Annotated in this window: 12 protein-coding genes and 2 tRNA genes; 8 read left to right on the top strand and 6 right to left on the bottom strand. The window is 63.0% G+C overall.

Annotated elements, in window-relative coordinates; translation table 11 throughout:
- The first annotated feature begins 3 nt into the window (after nucleotides 1–3).
- Nucleotides 4–96: transfer RNA gene (locus JM946_RS20240), tRNA-Ser, on the top strand.
- Between the two features lie 50 nt (nucleotides 97–146).
- Here the strand turns inward: JM946_RS20240 and JM946_RS20235 are convergent.
- On the bottom strand, nucleotides 147–1,025 hold the full coding sequence (locus tag JM946_RS20235; RefSeq protein ID WP_203169174.1) for an aminoglycoside 6-adenylyltransferase: 879 nt from the start codon (nucleotides 1,023–1,025) through the stop codon (nucleotides 147–149).
- Nucleotides 1,026–1,293: 268 nt separating this feature from the next.
- Here JM946_RS20235 and JM946_RS20230 point away from each other — a divergent pair.
- Nucleotides 1,294–1,384, top strand: a tRNA-Pro gene (locus tag JM946_RS20230).
- 202 nt (nucleotides 1,385–1,586) lie between these two features.
- Entirely contained in the window at nucleotides 1,587–2,033 is a 447-nt protein-coding gene (locus JM946_RS20225; protein WP_203169173.1) for a Rid family hydrolase, read from the top strand.
- On the opposite strand, the gene JM946_RS20220 is transcribed toward JM946_RS20225, so the two are convergent.
- Nucleotides 2,017–2,175 (bottom strand): hypothetical protein, encoded by a 159-nt coding sequence (locus JM946_RS20220; RefSeq protein ID WP_203169172.1) that lies wholly within the window; start codon nucleotides 2,173–2,175, stop codon nucleotides 2,017–2,019. The two genes, JM946_RS20225 and JM946_RS20220, sit on opposite strands and share 17 nt — an antisense overlap.
- A gap of 157 nt (nucleotides 2,176–2,332) precedes the next feature.
- Between JM946_RS20220 and JM946_RS20215 the strand changes: the two genes are divergently transcribed.
- The 3 genes from JM946_RS20215 to JM946_RS20205 all read left to right on the top strand — a co-directional run bounded on the left by JM946_RS20215 (nucleotide 2,333) and on the right by JM946_RS20205 (nucleotide 6,540).
- Nucleotides 2,333–5,215 carry an ATP-binding protein gene (locus JM946_RS20215; protein ID WP_203169171.1) on the top strand — a complete coding sequence of 961 codons (2,883 nt, stop codon included), beginning with the start codon at nucleotides 2,333–2,335 and terminating at the stop codon, nucleotides 5,213–5,215.
- 120 nt (nucleotides 5,216–5,335) lie between these two features.
- Nucleotides 5,336–5,740 carry a nuclear transport factor 2 family protein gene (locus JM946_RS20210; RefSeq protein ID WP_203169170.1) on the top strand — a complete coding sequence of 135 codons (405 nt, stop codon included), beginning with the start codon at nucleotides 5,336–5,338 and terminating at the stop codon, nucleotides 5,738–5,740.
- Between the two features lie 212 nt (nucleotides 5,741–5,952).
- Complete coding sequence (locus tag JM946_RS20205) at nucleotides 5,953–6,540, top strand: helix-turn-helix domain-containing protein (RefSeq protein WP_203169169.1); 588 nt, start codon at nucleotides 5,953–5,955, stop codon at nucleotides 6,538–6,540.
- On the opposite strand, the gene JM946_RS20200 is transcribed toward JM946_RS20205, so the two are convergent.
- On the bottom strand, nucleotides 6,541–7,677 hold the full coding sequence (locus JM946_RS20200; protein ID WP_203169168.1) for a DSD1 family PLP-dependent enzyme: 1,137 nt from the start codon (nucleotides 7,675–7,677) through the stop codon (nucleotides 6,541–6,543).
- A 114-nt stretch (nucleotides 7,678–7,791) separates the two neighbouring features.
- Here JM946_RS20200 and JM946_RS20195 point away from each other — a divergent pair, with 114 nt between their 5' ends.
- Nucleotides 7,792–8,805, top strand: a complete 1,014-nt coding sequence (locus JM946_RS20195; protein ID WP_203169167.1) for an alpha/beta fold hydrolase — start codon at nucleotides 7,792–7,794, stop codon at nucleotides 8,803–8,805.
- A 59-nt stretch (nucleotides 8,806–8,864) separates the two neighbouring features.
- On the opposite strand, the gene JM946_RS20190 is transcribed toward JM946_RS20195, so the two are convergent.
- Together JM946_RS20190 and JM946_RS20185 are read right to left on the bottom strand one after the other, a co-directional pair.
- The gene (locus JM946_RS20190) at nucleotides 8,865–10,037 is read right to left on the bottom strand and encodes a DJ-1/PfpI family protein (protein WP_203169166.1); all 1,173 of its coding nucleotides are present in this window, start codon (nucleotides 10,035–10,037) and stop codon (nucleotides 8,865–8,867) included.
- Between the two features lie 163 nt (nucleotides 10,038–10,200).
- Entirely contained in the window at nucleotides 10,201–11,550 is a 1,350-nt protein-coding gene (locus JM946_RS20185) for an amidase (RefSeq protein WP_203169165.1), read from the bottom strand.
- 129 nt (nucleotides 11,551–11,679) lie between these two features.
- Between JM946_RS20185 and mltF the strand changes: the two genes are divergently transcribed.
- Nucleotides 11,680–13,143 (top strand): membrane-bound lytic murein transglycosylase MltF, encoded by a 1,464-nt coding sequence (mltF, locus tag JM946_RS20180; RefSeq protein WP_203169164.1) that lies wholly within the window; start codon nucleotides 11,680–11,682, stop codon nucleotides 13,141–13,143.
- On the opposite strand, the gene tagH is transcribed toward mltF, so the two are convergent.
- Nucleotides 13,144–14,610 carry a type VI secretion system-associated FHA domain protein TagH gene (gene tagH, locus JM946_RS20175; RefSeq protein ID WP_203169163.1) on the bottom strand — a complete coding sequence of 489 codons (1,467 nt, stop codon included), beginning with the start codon at nucleotides 14,608–14,610 and terminating at the stop codon, nucleotides 13,144–13,146. It abuts the gene before it with no gap.
- Between the last annotated feature and the right edge of the window lie 143 nt (nucleotides 14,611–14,753).

Here is a 14,753-nt window from a genome sequence, read left to right as displayed (position 1 = left end):
GAAGGAGAGGTACCGAAGCGGTCACAACGGCACCGATTCGAAATCGGTTGAGGGCATTACGTCCCTACGAGGGTTCGAATCCCTCCCTCTCCGCCATATAAAAGAAGCCCTCCATCGGAGGGCTTTTTCATTGTCGCCAGATAACCTCATTCCTTCAGACACGAAAGCAGCGGCCGGCAGATGGCCATGATCCCCGTCTCCACAGACGCCGGATAATCCAGTCCTGCAGAACGCGCGACCTCCTGCGCCAGTCGACTATAAAGCGCTACAGTCGCCTCGAACGCTCTAACGCAGTCCGACGCGTCAAAGCGTCCAAACACGTGCTGCAACTCGTCCCAAGTCGGTCCGTCCACCCACTGTTTCATCCGCGTTCCGATGTGCCAAACATCCACCGCTCGCGAGGAGACCGCGTGCCACTCCAGCATCTGAAGCAGCAAGGCTTTCATCGTCTGATCACGTTGTTTCACCAACCATAGTTCGCCCCGTACGAGGTACTTCGGGACGTGAACCGCTTCGAACCAGAACTCTTCGACGGCTGCGCGGAATGCCTCGCTCGAGGGCAAGGGCACGGTGGGGACGCGTCCGCTCGGCCTGGGTAAATTGACTGCTAGCCCTGGCTTATCCAGCAGGATCCGATAGCCGCGCTCATACAGCGGCACCAGTTTTTGCTGGCTTGCCATTTCACGCAAGCGCGTGACGCTGGCGAGTGTGTAATCGACTTTCGTGCCACTCGAGTAAATGGCCAGGCGAGTTGCCCATCGTTGTTCGGCAGAGGGATTCAAGGGCAGTACGGTCACCAGCGGCCCGATCTCACTCAGCCACTCGAAGTCCGCTATCAGCACGTCAGGATGGTCAGCGATCACCTCGATGTCGATATCGGACAGCGCGTCGGCGAGACCGTCACCTCTGGCAAGCGAGCCGGTCAGAATGAGCGTCTGGACCGCCGCGGTTCGGGTCGCCCAAGCAATGATGTTTCGAAGGATCACGTCGCGCTCTGCGCCACTGCAGATATCCGTCGCTGTCATCCTCCATTCCTTTCAGGTTCGGACTTCGCCTTGATTGGCGGGCTCGAGGATATTCGAAAGACGCTTCGCCAGCTTGCGAGATTGTGAAACTCTCGTCGGGGCTCGCTTGAGACGCTCAGGAAGCGCCTACGGCTACGCTCGGATAGAGGCATATCTCTGTCCAGATCTGCTACATCGCTCTCTGACAACACCCACTGACAACGTACAGAGAGTTGATACGTTTCTCTGGGTAAGCGGCTGAAGTATAAAGAAGATTCTTTGATCGAATTGGCAGAGTTCCGAAGCGGTCACAACGGCACCGATTTGGAATCGGTTGGAGGCATTACGTCCCTACGAGGGTTCGAATCCCTCTCCGCCATATGGCGGATCGGAAGTGGCGAGAATCCGTTCGGTTCCTCCCTCGTCACACATTCGGGCGCAAATGTTCGATCGCAGATCGCACTGCTGCGACTCCTGGGACGACAGTCGCGTCCAATATCGATAGCCACGTCCAATACCGAGTGGGCACGAGAGTGCGATGGTGGATACCCATCCGTTGTCACTGCATCGGGAGCGCAGACTATGAGCACACAGAGCGGCGTCGTGGAACAGTTCGCCCAACTCGGGGTACCGTGGGAGGAAGCATACGGTTATGCCCAGGCGGTGAAGGTGGGCAATACCATCTACATCTCGGGACAGCTCAGCCACGACGAGCGCGGCCAACTGGTGGGCCCGGCAGTCGTCGACGATGCGGGCAAGATCATCGACAGCTCGAACATGGCTCTGCAGATGCGCACGACCTACGAGAACGCGGAGCGGGTGCTCGCACAATTCGGCGCGAACCTGGACAACGTGGTGGCAGAGGTGATCTACGCGACGGATTTTCAGGCTGCGTTCGTCGTCGCCGGTCAGGTGCGAAAGGCCGCGTATGGCAAGGATCGGCCCCTTTGCACCAGCACGATTGTGGGAACGACGCGCCTCGCCTTTCCTCAACAACTGGTCGAGATCAGTTTCACAGCGGTGGTGTGAGCGGCGCGGCGGTCGAACCGGTGGATGGCACGATATCGGGGCCTTCCTGGATTTCTTCGCTGCGGCCATCGACGGGCAGCGCCCGCGCATAGCGGGCGTCCGCACGCCGTGGGTGTGCGACCAATGCAATGTCGGGTTGCATTATTATTACAATGGGCGAAGTAGCTAATCGCTGGTAGGGTTAGCCGACCGAGGCGATCGTATTCAACGCGCGAGATCCGAGCATGATGCTGGCGGGATGAGGACTGCGTGGTTGATGGCGGAGACCGGAAAACAAACATTGCAGCGGAAGGTCTGGCGTGCCGGCGAGTGACGAGATTGTCGAATTCGGTCCGTATCGTCTGCACGTGGCGGGGCGGTTGCTACAGCGCAATGGAGTGGTCGTCGAGATCGGCAGCCGCGCGCTCGACCTGCTGATCGCATTGGTCGAGCGGCCCGGGGAGGTGCTGACTCGCCGAGAGTTGATTGCGCGGGCCTGGCCGGGACTGGTGGTCGACGACGCCAATCTGCGTGTCAACGTGGCGAGCCTCCGGAAGTGCCTGGGCGAGCGCACGGGGGGCGCTCGCTACATCGTCAACGTGCCGGGCCGGGGCTACAGTTTCGTTGGTCCGACCAAACGAGTGCGGAGCGACTCGTCCTCGCAAAAATCGTCGCCCCGGCTGCAACAACCGCCGCCAGGCGCCGCTTCGACCGCTCACGAGCACTCGTTGCCCGAGAAGCTCGGGCGGCTCGTCGGACGCGACGATTCGATCGTGGAGCTGGACGAGCTGCTCACGAAGCATCGCTTCGTGAGCATTGTCGGCCCCGGCGGCATGGGCAAGACCACGGTCGCGATCTTCGTGGCGCACAGAATGCTCGATGCGTTCGACGGCGCCGTATATTTCGTCGATCTGGGCTCGCTCACCGACGCATCGCTCATACCCGGAACGATCGCCGGCGTGCTTGGCCTGAAAGTCCCGTCGCAAGATCCCAGGCCGAGCATCCTTGCCTTTCTCGCCTCGCGCCGGACGCTCCTGGTGCTGGACAACTGCGAGCATCTGATCGACAAAGCCGCAGATCTCGCCGAGTGGCTGTACAGATCCGCGCCGCAGACGCATTTGCTCGCGACCAGTCGCGAGTCGCTGCGCGTCGAGGGCGAGCACGTTCACATCCTGCCCCCGTTGGAGGCCCCTCCGCCGGTCGAAGCCTTGACCGCCGCGGATGCCATGTCCTTTCCGGCAGTCCAGTTGTTCATGGACCGCGTGGCAGCCACCGGTGCGGGCGAGCAACTGACGAACGAGATCGCTGCGCTCGCCGGCGAGATCTGCCGAAGAATGGATGGCATTGCGCTCGCCATCGAGTTGGCCGCGGGGCGCGTGCGCTCGCATGGCGTACGCGGCACGGCAGAACTGCTCCACCATCGCTTCAACCTGCTGTGGCAGGGCAGGCGAAGCGCGCTGCCTCGACATCAAACCCTGCAGGCCATGCTCGACTGGAGCTACAACCTGCTCTCCGATACCGACCGCCGTGTCTTGTATCGATTGTCCGTGTTCGTCGGCCCGTTCGATCTGAGCGCCGCGCAACGGATTGCAGCGGACGCAGCACTCGATGAAGCCGCGGTCACCGAGGCGATCGAAAGTCTCATCGACAAATCGTTGCTTTCCTCATCGATGCTGAACGGGGTGTCGTACCTGCGACTTCTGGATACGACGCGTGCCTATGCTTCGGCCAAGCTGGTGGACTCGGGCGAGTTTCCCACTGTGTCGCGCCGGCTCGCCGAGTATTTGATCGCCCGCCTCGGCGACAGCGAGCGTGGTAGAAAGCCGAGCGACGCCGACCGTGCTTTCGTGCAAGTCGGAAGCGTGCGCGCAGCGCTCGACTGGGCATTCGCCGATGCGGGCGACAGCGCGTTGGGTGTTCGGCTGGCGGCGCTGTGCGCGCCACGTTTTCTGGAAAGATCGTTGCTGGAGGATTGCTTTCACTGGTGCGAGCTCGCGCTGCTGCGACTCGGTGCGAAAGCGGGCTCCACCACCCACCTGATCTTGCAGGAAGCGCTCGCGATATCCGCGATGTTTACTCGTGGCAACGGCAACGACGTCCGAGAGTCGATCGAGCATGGCCTGCGGCTCGCCCGATCGCTGGGCGATCAGCAGCGCGAGCTTTCGCTGCTCGCAGGCTTGCACATTTTCATGACCCGTATCGGCGACTTCACCGGCGCGGTCGAGGTCGGCCGGCGTAGCATCGAGCTTGCGCGTCGGATGGATTCTTCCGCCGGCATCGTGATGGCGGAGTGGATGGTGGGGTGCGCCTTTCATTTGATCGGCGATCAGGCAGGCGCCTTGCGACACTCCGAAGAGGCCTTCAAACAGGCCGCCGCGCGCGGCGTCACCAAGATCGATCTGTTTGGATACGGTCATCGCACTCGAGCGCTGATCGTCCTGGCGCGTACGCTCTGGATGACGGGCAGTGTCGATCGTGCGGCCCAGGTTGCCCGCCAGTCGGTGGAAGAAGCCGAGCAAGGCGAGCATCCAGTCAACAAATGCATCGCGCAGATTTATTCCGCGACGGTGTTTCTCTGGAGAGGAGATGTCGACGAAGCCGACGCGCTGGTGAGCCGGCTCATCCAACATGCCAGCCGTTATTCGCTACGTCCGTACCAAGCGGTGGGTATCGCGCTTTCAGGTGAAGTCGCTTTGCTCAAGGGCGATTGCCGGGCTGCGGTGGACCGGCTTCGCGAGGCGCTCGGCATCTTGCATGCGGAGAGACATCACGTGATTACGACTGCGCTGAGTCGATCGATGGCGGAGGCGTTGCTCCATTGCGACGAGATCGTAGAGGCTGAAGCGATGATCACTGCGGCGCTCGAACGCGCCGAGGCGCAGAATGGCGCTTTCGATATGCCAGAGCTGTTGCGCACGCGAGCGGAGATCGGGACTGCGTCTGGTCGGCTGGATGCTCGGGCTGCCGAAGCCATGTGCCGGCGCTCGCTCGAGCTCGCGAGCAGTCAGAGCGCACTCAGCCTGGAGTTGCGTGCTGCGATGGCTCTGGGAAAGCTGCTCGCGCAACAAGGGCGCGTGCAGGAAGCGTACAGCACGCTGCAGGCGATTTACGATCGTTTTACGGAAGGGCAGCTGACGCGCGATCTCAAGATGGCGCGCGAATTGATCGAGGCCTGGAGTTCGCTAACCGAGGCTCGCTCGTAACGATCGACCCGCCCACGATTTACACCGTTTTACACCTTCCTACGCGCGCCACGGCGCGCGATGCCCCACGATAGAGAGCAGTTCAATCGAGGGCGCGCGACCCTCGCAGGAGGCTTTCGCGTGAGCAGTCGCTCAGGTAACTCCATTCTTCCTTTCGAAGTCGCACAATTTTTCGAGGCAACCAATGCCGGTGATCTGACGGGGTTGCTCCGAGTCTTTGCCCCGGATTCCATCGTCAACGATCAATTGCAGGAGTGGCGTGGCTTGGCTGCCATCGGCCGGTGGGCCGAATGCGATGTCCTGGGGCAGCAATTGTCACTTCGTCCGGTGCACTGTATCGAGCACTACGGTCACTGCATCGTCACGGCGCAGGCCGACGGCAACTTCGACAAGCGCGGGCTCCCCGACCCGCTGGAAGTTCATCTCTACTTCACGCTCGCCGAACACAAGATCGTTCAGCTCGTCGTTCTGCGAGACCTGTCGGGCACTTCTCGTTTGGACGACCTGTTGCGCGGCTCGTACTGACAGACGCCAGCTGTTTTACAGCTCCTTGCAACTCGTTACTCGGCGCCCGCGCCCATCGCGGCCATGATGTTTCGCAGAGGTTGACGCGATGAACTGATGGCGGCCGGTGCCGCTGAGCGATCATTTCCGGGGGGATGTCGATGGTCAGTATCTCAGTGCCCAACACGCAGGATAGTGAAGCTCGGGTCGATGCGGCGCCGCTCGCATCTACCTTGCTGGAGCTGCTCACCTTCGCACAAGCCGAGGTCGGTCGCGATCGTCAGGCTGCCCAGAGGTACTTGGCCCGCGCAACTGCCTTGCTCCTGGGCAGCCGCAATCCCGACAGCGCATCGCGCGTTTCCTCGCCGGTGTTGCGCGGGGCCTTTCCGCGCTGGCAGGCCAATCGTGTGGTTCAGTACATCGAGGAGAATCTGAGCCAGTCTATCAGCACCGCTGATCTGCTCGCGCTCACGCAAATCAGCGCTGGTCACTTCTTTCGCTCTTTCAGGGTGACATTCGGGGAGGCTCCATTCGCGTACATCGCGAGGCGGCGCGTCGAGCGCGCGCAGGAACTGATGCTGACGACCAGCGAACCGCTTTGCCAGATCGCGCTCGCCTGCGGCCTGTGCGATCAGTCGCATCTTACGCGCCAGTTTCGCCGCGTAGTCGGAGTGACTCCACACGCATGGCGCCGAGAACAGGCGCGACAAGCGGGCGCTGGAGCTCGGCCAGACAAGCCAGCTGCTCGCACGTTCGCCCAGGAAAACGCCGGCCCCGCGATCCTGCGGCTCATCAAGCATCGCGCCGAACGCGCGAGCTGATCACCAACCGGACGGAATGCGGGGCCAGCGCGCCACCGGCGCGCCATCGCGCAACACGACGTAACCGAGGTGCTGAGCAGCGGTGGCACAAGCGTGATTGGGAAGGATGCGAACACGCGTGCCGATCGGAAGCGCTGGCACGGGCGAGCCAGGCTCGCGCGATTCGATGATGCCGTGCTCCTGATTGGCCTGACTGACCATCAATTCCCCGATGGGGCGACCCGCGATGTCGCACACACGGCCATAACCCCAGTCGACGGCCTGGCTGGCCGTCCCTCGATCGCGCGACAGCGCCATCCAGCCCGCATCGACGAGCAACTGATTTTTGTCTGGGCGGTGGCCGATCACAGCCGCGAGCACGCTGATGGCGATGTCGTCGACAGAGCAGACGCCGATGCCGGCCATCACCAGATCCATGAACACGAACACGCCAGCGCGCACTTCAGTCACGCCATCGAGACGGCGAGCGAAATGAGCCGTCGGCGTGGAGCCAACGCTGACCACAGGCGCAGGCAATCCCGCCGCACGCAGCTCCTCGGCACAGCGCATGACGGCCGCGCGCTCCTGTTCGGCAGCGTTCTCGAGCTCGGCAGCATTTCGGCTGCCGTACGAACCGCCAGCATGGGTCATCACGCCGCGCAAGTCAGCGCCGCCCTCATGTAACACTCGGCCGACTTCGATCAGCAGCGGATCGCCCGGTTGAACACCTGCGCGATGGCCGTCGCTATCGATTTCGATCAGCACCGGAATGCGCATCCTGTGCTCCGAGCAAGCGGCGGCTACCGCGCGAGCCTGGTCGAGACTGTCTAGAATGACGCTGAGATCGACGCCGCGTCGCCGGAGTGCGACCACTCGCGGCAGCTTGCCTGGGGCGATGCCGACCGCATACAGCAGATCGCGCACCCCCGCATCCGCGAACGCTTCGGCCTCTTGCAGCGTTGAGACCGTGGCGGGACCACTGGGGTCTCGCATCAGGCGCTGCGCGATCTCGATCGACTTGGCCGTCTTCAAATGCGGACGCAACGGAACTCGAAGTACGGATAAATGACTTTGCAGGCGACGGATGTTTCGTTCCATGCGCTGCTCGTCCAGCAGCAGGGATGGAGTATCCAGGTCCAGCAAGTCTGACGCGGTCATGGTGGCGCTCCTTGGCGCGCAGCTTCACGCGACATCGAACGGGATGCAGTCGCGCAGGTCTATGGATCGACGATCGCGGCATGGTAATCGAGTTTTCGTGCGTTCGGAGGTTTCATGACCAGGCGGCTGAGTGGGGCGATTTTGTTGGTGCTGAGTTGGGCGGTAGCAGGCGAAGCGGCAGCACCGAGCGGTTATGGCGTGCAGCTGGAAGGATTTACCTACCCGCACCCGATACAGCGCTTTGAGTTCGCCTCGCAGGGCCAGTCGATGTCGATGGCGTTCATGGACATCGCTCCGACCGCGGAGTCAAACGGTCGCAGCGTCGTGCTGCTGCATGGGAAGAACTTCTGTAGCGCGACCTGGGAACGCACGATCGACGTGCTCACTCGCAATGGCTATCGTGTCATCGCGCCGGATCAGATCGGCTTCTGCGCCTCCACCAAGCCTCGCCAGTATCAATTCAGCTTCCATCAGCTGGCGGCCAACACGCATGCGCTGCTCGCATCGCGCGGCATCGACCGGGCGATCGTCATCGGTCATTCGATGGGCGGCATGCTCGCGGCCCGCTTTACGTTGAGTTATCCGCAGGCGGTGGAACAGCTGGTGCTGGTCAATCCCATCGGCCTCGAAGATTGGCAAGCCGAGGGCGTGCCGTATGCAAGCATCGACCAGCTGTATCAGAATGAACAAAAGACCACCTTCGACACCATCAAGGCTTATCAGCTGCGCTATTACTACAGCGGCCAGTGGCGGCCGGAGTATGACCGCTGGGTCGACATGCAGGCGGGCATGTATGCCGGCAGTGGACGCGAGCTCGTCATGCGCAATTCGGCGCAAACGTCGGACATGATATTCACTCAGCCGGTGGTTCATGAGTTCGGGCGCATCGCGGCGCCGACGCTCCTGCTGATCGGCGGCAAGGACCGCACCGCGCCTGGTGCGAATCGCGCGCCGAAACAGATCGCCGCACGACTCGGCAACTATCCCGAGCTGGGCCGGCGTGCGGCGAAGACGATTCCCAACGCGTCCTTGGTGGAATTCCCCGAGCTGGGTCATTCGCCGCAAGTGGAGTCACCGGAGCAGTTTCATCAAGCTCTGCTGCGCGGCTTGAATTCGAACAAGCGTTGACCGACGCAAGGATCAGGCATCGGCTCCGCGCGCCCACAGCCGCGCGCCCATCGATGAGCTCAGCGATCGATCTTGCTCAAACGCTCGACGTCGCAGTCGGGCTGGCCTGGGTACTCGAGCTCCATGCGCACCCATTCGCTGCGCGCAGCGCCGAAGCGTGCGTCGATTTCGCACAAAGTGCGATCGAGCTGCTGCATGGGGTTGAGGTTCGCGGTGAGAGGAAGCACTGCGAGCTCGCCTGTGGCCGGCGAGTCCGGCAGGAGAGTGATGCCGCTGCGAAGCTTCACCGGTGCGGGAGCGGCGGCGTTCACTTCGATGTGTCCGGTGCGGGACCAGGCGTCGGCGGTGAAGGCGAGGGCGATGTCGTCCATGCCCTCCACCACGTCCACGCGCCATTGCTCGTTGCGCCAGAAGGCGAGCTTGTTGAGGATGAAGCTCAGTCCGCGCGAGAAGTTGAGCCCGAACAGTGAGCTGTCATGGACCGGCGTCCACGACTCGACGCCGAACTCGGCAGCCAGGCTCTGTGCTTTGTCGCGTCCGCCGATCGCTTCGATCAGCGCCAGCATGGTCGGCACTGAGGCCGTGATGCCGGTGGTGGTGGCGACGTTGTCATCGACGACGTAGCGCTGATGGGGCACGTACTGCGCGTCCGGATGATTTTCGGTCAGCTCATCGCGGTAGAACCAATGAGTGGTAAAGCGCCGATGATCCAGCAGCCCGGCGTTGGCGACCACCAGTGCGCCCGCGCAGACGCCGATGATCCTGGCGCCGCGCTCGGCTTGTTGTTTGAGCCAGGTCGTGATTGCCGCATTGTTTCTGTCGCTCATGGCCGGAACGATCACGTAGTCCGCGCCCGAGGGATGCGCCAGGTCGAAGCTGGCGAGATCCTGAGTCACTTCGACCTGCAGAGCCGGATATAAAGAGACACGCCCGGCTCGCGGAGCCACGGCCTGCACGTCGGCGATGTCCGCTCTTCGTAACACGGCGTGGGTCAGCAGGAAGTCGGTGATCTCGGTGCCTTCGTTCAGGGCAACGATCGCGATGACCGGACGGTTTTCGTTGCGGGGCTTGATGGCCTCGACGAAAGCCTGTGCCTGCCGCTGGGCGACGGCGGCATCCGCGGGCGGGGCAGGGGGCACATCGGCGCCGCAGCCAGCGAGGGCGCACATGGCGATGGCCGGCAATATCCATTTGCCCGGAGGGGTAGCGAGTCGCGGTAAGAGCTGATGCATGCGCTCTCCAGGTCCGTTGACGAGAAAGCTGCGACATCCGACGACGACATCATACTCGCGCAGTTGCGCTCACCGCGCGAGGCTCGGATATCTCGAGACATGCTCGGTGCGGCCCTTTGTGTCGGTCATCGGCCGAGCCTGCGCGCGATCGCTATCGACGCACTCAGATCCGAGCTCGGTTCAGAACGGCTTCGATCGTCCGCGCGATGGCGAGCAAACGTGCGTCGTGGCCGCGTCGACCGATCAGCATCAAACCTACGGGCGCCGCTCCCTGACGATGCACAGGCAGCGAGATCGCGCAGCCGTCCAGAAAATTCGCGAGCGACGGGTTGCGCAGGACGAGTGCATTGAGCCGCATATAGTCCGCGTCGACTTCGAAGGCGCTCATGGGCGGCGGGATGATCGGCGTCGTCGGTAGCACCAGCGCGTCAACACCCTGCGTCGCTCGTTCGATGGCCTCGATGACCTCAGCGCGGGCATCGTGCATCTCACGCACATCGTTATCTGTGAGATCACGAGCTTTGAGAATTCTGTTGGCGACGCGCGGGTCGTATTGATCGCGATAGCGCTCGAGCAGTGGCCGATGCCACGCGTACGCTTCGGCGGTTGCGATCCCGCCGCGCGAGTTGATTTCAGGAATGCGCAGCAGCTCCCGCAGCGGCTCACGCGAAACCGCGATGTCCGCGCGCGCGAGTTCGCCGATGGCGTGTTCGAACGAGGCCGCCACCTGCTCATCCATGTCATTCAGAACAAGTGAGCTTGGCAGAAGCAAACGAACCTCGCGAATAGAAACATCGGCCAGTGGGCGCGGCGTCACGCCGCGCAGGATCGCATCCAGCGTCGCACAACACGCTACGCTGTTTGCGAGCGGGCCGATCGAATCGAGAGAATGCGCCAGTGGAATCACGCCGTCGCGTGGCACCCGATGCGCAGTGGGTTTGAAACCGACGATGCCACAGAACGCCGCGGGGATGCGGCATGAGCCGCCGGTGTCTGTTCCCAAGCTCGCGGCCGCCATGCCATCGGCGACAGCGACGGCGCCGCCGGAGGTCGATCCGCCTGGAAGGCGTCGAGTCGCGCGATCGAAGGGACTGGCGGGCGTGCCGTAGTGGGGATTCAGGCCGAGGCCGGAGAACGCGAACTCGGTCATCGTGTTGCGCCCGATGAAGATGAAACCGGCGGCGCGCAGGCGAGCGATCACCGGCGCGTCGCGCAGGGCTGGCGGCTCATTTGCCAGAATGCGCGAGCCGGCGCAGGTGACCTCGCCGGCGACGTCGAAAAGATCCTTGATGGCTAGGGGAATGCCTGCAAACGCCGGCAGCGCTTCGCCCGCCGCCCGCATGCGATCGATCTCGTCGGCCTGGGCCCGAGCGGCCGCCGCCGCGACCGTCATGAACGCTCGCGAGCCTTCGCCGTTGGGATCGGCAATACGCTGCAACGCCTGCTCGACCAGCTCGCGCGCCCGCAGCTGGCCAGTGGATAAAGAATGTGAGAGCTTGGCGAGGGATTGCATGGGGGCAGTCTCTCACAGCCGACGTTTCCAGGGGCCACCCCCGGGCACAGGGACGTACCCCGTCGCCACGGGCGACGAGCGAACGACAAAAGTCGCGCCTTTTGGCGTTCGCACGAGGGTCGTGGCAGGATGCCCGATCTCGAGTCAAAGAAATCAGCGTTGAAGATCACCCTCGCCATCATCGCCATGCTGCTGTTGGGGACTTGTTCCCAGCCGCCGAGCGTCATGGAGCAAATTTTGCGCAGCGGAGAGCTGCGGGTGGTGACTCGCAACCTGCCCAGCGCCTATTACCTGGGCGCCGACGGCCCGCAGGGGCCCGAATTCGATCTTGCGGCCCGCTTCGCGGCCGAGTTGGGTGTCAAGCTGTTCATTTACTCCGTGCCCAACGTGGCCGACGCCATGCGCGAGCTCGAATCGCGCCGGGCGCACATCGCGGCCGCCGGCCTGACGCGCGGCTTGCGCCTGCCGCCGCAGACCGGCTTCGGCCCGCCGTATCAGCAGGTTCGGGAGCATTTGATCTTTCGCCAGGGTGATGCTCGCCCGCGACGGCTCGATCAAACCTATGGCGGCCACATCGAAGTCGTGGCCGGCAGCGCCCACGCGGCCACGCTGGAGCAACTGCGCGTTCACTACGCCAATCTCAGCTGGGTGGAGAATCCGGCCGTCGAAACCGAAGAGTTGTTGTATCGATTGTCCCGGCGCGAGTTCGACTACACGGTGGCCGATACCAACGAGTTCGCCATCGGTCGCGCATTTCATCCGGAAATTCGCATCGCTTTCGATCTGTCGGGCGGCAAGGCGCTGGCGTGGGCCGTCGATGCGCGCGATCCGACGTTGCTCAAACGAGTGACTGCGTTTTTCTCGTCGGCGCGCGCGGAAGGCCGACTCGCCTCGATACTCGATACTTACTACGGCGGCACGGACCGTTTCGATTACATCCAGGCGCGCGTGTTCATGGAGCACATCGAAACACGCTTGCCGCAGTATCGGCACTGGTTCAAGGAGGCCGCCGACGAGGTGGGCGTCGACTGGCGTCTGCTCGCGGCGGTCGGCTATCAGGAATCGCATTGGGATCCGAACGCGACTTCTCATACCGGCGTGCGCGGCTTGATGATGCTCACCGAAGAAACGGCGCAATCGCTGAATGTCACCAATCGATTGGATCCGCGCGCGAGCATCTTCGGTGGGGCGCGCTATTTCCAATGGCTGCGTAGCCAGATCCCCAAGCGCATCCTGGAGCCGGATCGCACCTGGTTCACGCTGGCGGCCTACAACGTCGGCGTGGGACATCTAGAAGACGCGCGCATCCTGACGCAGTGGCACGGCAAGAATCCGGACTCATGGAACGACGTGCGCGAGCACCTTCCGTTGTTGACGCAAGCGAAGTGGTACACGCGTGTGAAGCGCGGTTATGCGAGAGGCTGGGAGCCGGTGCGCTTCGTGGAGAACATTCGCGGCTACATCGACATCCTGGATTGGGTTGCGACGGATGCAGGTCCAGCGGCGCAGCGCGATTCGAAGGCCACGCTCAGCACGAGCACGGCGGCTCCATCGCAGCCGCCGGCGAATGGCATGCTCACTCCGCGGCGTTGATCAACGTTTTTTCTGCGCCGCTCTTTCGGCGTAGGTCCGCGCCAGCTCTTCGGCGAACAGCGTCGGCAGGTTCTGCTCGTTGCGCTGATTCAGCACGTGATAGAACTCGGTGTACAGATCCCAGTATTTCATTTTGTTGGCCGCGCCGAGCAGCGCGCCGCGCTTCAATCCGCGGTCGAACTTTTCCTGCAGCTCGCCCGGCTCGATGCGGTTCATCAGTTCGTCGATGGCAGCCTGGATCGCGCCTGACAGCGCGACCTGATGCGTGCGTAAATCGGCGAACGAATCGCGGATCGCTTCTACCGGGCCGAGATAGCGAGTGTTGCTGTGTCCGTCGAGCAGCTTGAGCAACGCTTCATCGACGCTCGCCGAAAACTTCAGCGGATTGTTGTCGGCCGGTTGAATCTGCGTCTGGCTCAGGCGCAAACGGGTTTTCTGATCGGCGCGACCTTTGAGCACGTCCATCAAGCCGAGCACGACTTCGCGCGTCATCTGGCCGGCCAGCTGCAACAGCGCGTGCTGCGTTTCCAGCGGCAGAGACGAGGGATCGATGCCAGCGCCGCGGCAGAAGGCTTCCACGCCATTGGCGGGCTCGAGCGTGCCGCCGTCGGTCGCGCGACGCGCCGGCGTCGCGGCCGGCTTTTCCGCCGGGCGGGCCATCGAACCGGGATTGGTCAGCGCCTGTAACGACTTGCGATCGTACGGCTGGGTCTGCATCTGCCAGTCGTCCGGTTTACGACCAGGCGCGATAGTTCGCTGCTCCGGTTCGTCGGGATTGTCGAGCAGCGAAGTGAAACCGCTGCGCGCGGGGCGACCGGGCACGGTGTTGTTCTGGACGCCGGGCCGCGTGCTCTGCAGATCGATGCCGAGCGCCTTGTTGAGATCGAGCAGGCTGGGGCTCGAGTGGGGAGTCGACTGGGAGCTCGCATTCAGACTCGAGCCGGCACTCGGACTCGCGACCGCGCTCGATGCGCCATTGGCCGCGGGCCTGGGCGCCTCGGCCGCTTTCATCGCCGCGTCGCTCAGCAGGTCGGTGAGGTCCAGCTCTTCGCCCAGGTCGATTTCAGGCTCGGGCGAGCCACGGCGCGGGGCGGCGCGCACGGGCGCGGGCAGCTGGCCACTGGCGTCGGGCGGAAAATCGTTGCGTTCGTCGATGCCGACCAGGATTTCGTAGTCGCCCAATCGCAGCCGATCGCCGTCTTTGAGCGCATAAGCGCCCTCCACCGAGGCGGGCACGTCGGAGCCATTGATGAAGACGCCGTTGGTGCTGGTATCCTCCAGCATCCATTGGCCGGCGCGGAACTCCACCTTGCAGTGGTGGCTGGAGATGTAGCGATCCGGGTCGGGGAGAATCCAGTCGTTGTCCGCGGCGCGACCGATCTTCCCGCCGGTGACGCCGAACAGGCGCGAGCTGCGCTTGCCGAGCGCCTTGTAGTGATCGCTGATGACGCGGAGTTTCAGTGCCATTGCAGGGTCAAGACTGACCGGAAACTTAGGAGATTGCCTTACGCGGCAGCGCCGCTGGACATGCCTTCGACCTGTGCATCTGACATAGGTCGATATGACATAGCCTCAAGCGCGCAGCCTATCAACCAAGGCCCAACAGCAAG

It is taken from the genome of Steroidobacter gossypii, assembly GCF_016801985.1.
In the GTDB taxonomy this organism is placed as follows: Bacteria; Pseudomonadota; Gammaproteobacteria; order Steroidobacterales; family Steroidobacteraceae; genus Steroidobacter; species Steroidobacter gossypii.
The sequence above is the reverse complement of the archived record's forward strand: the minus strand, read 5'-3'. Positions and strand labels throughout refer to the sequence as shown.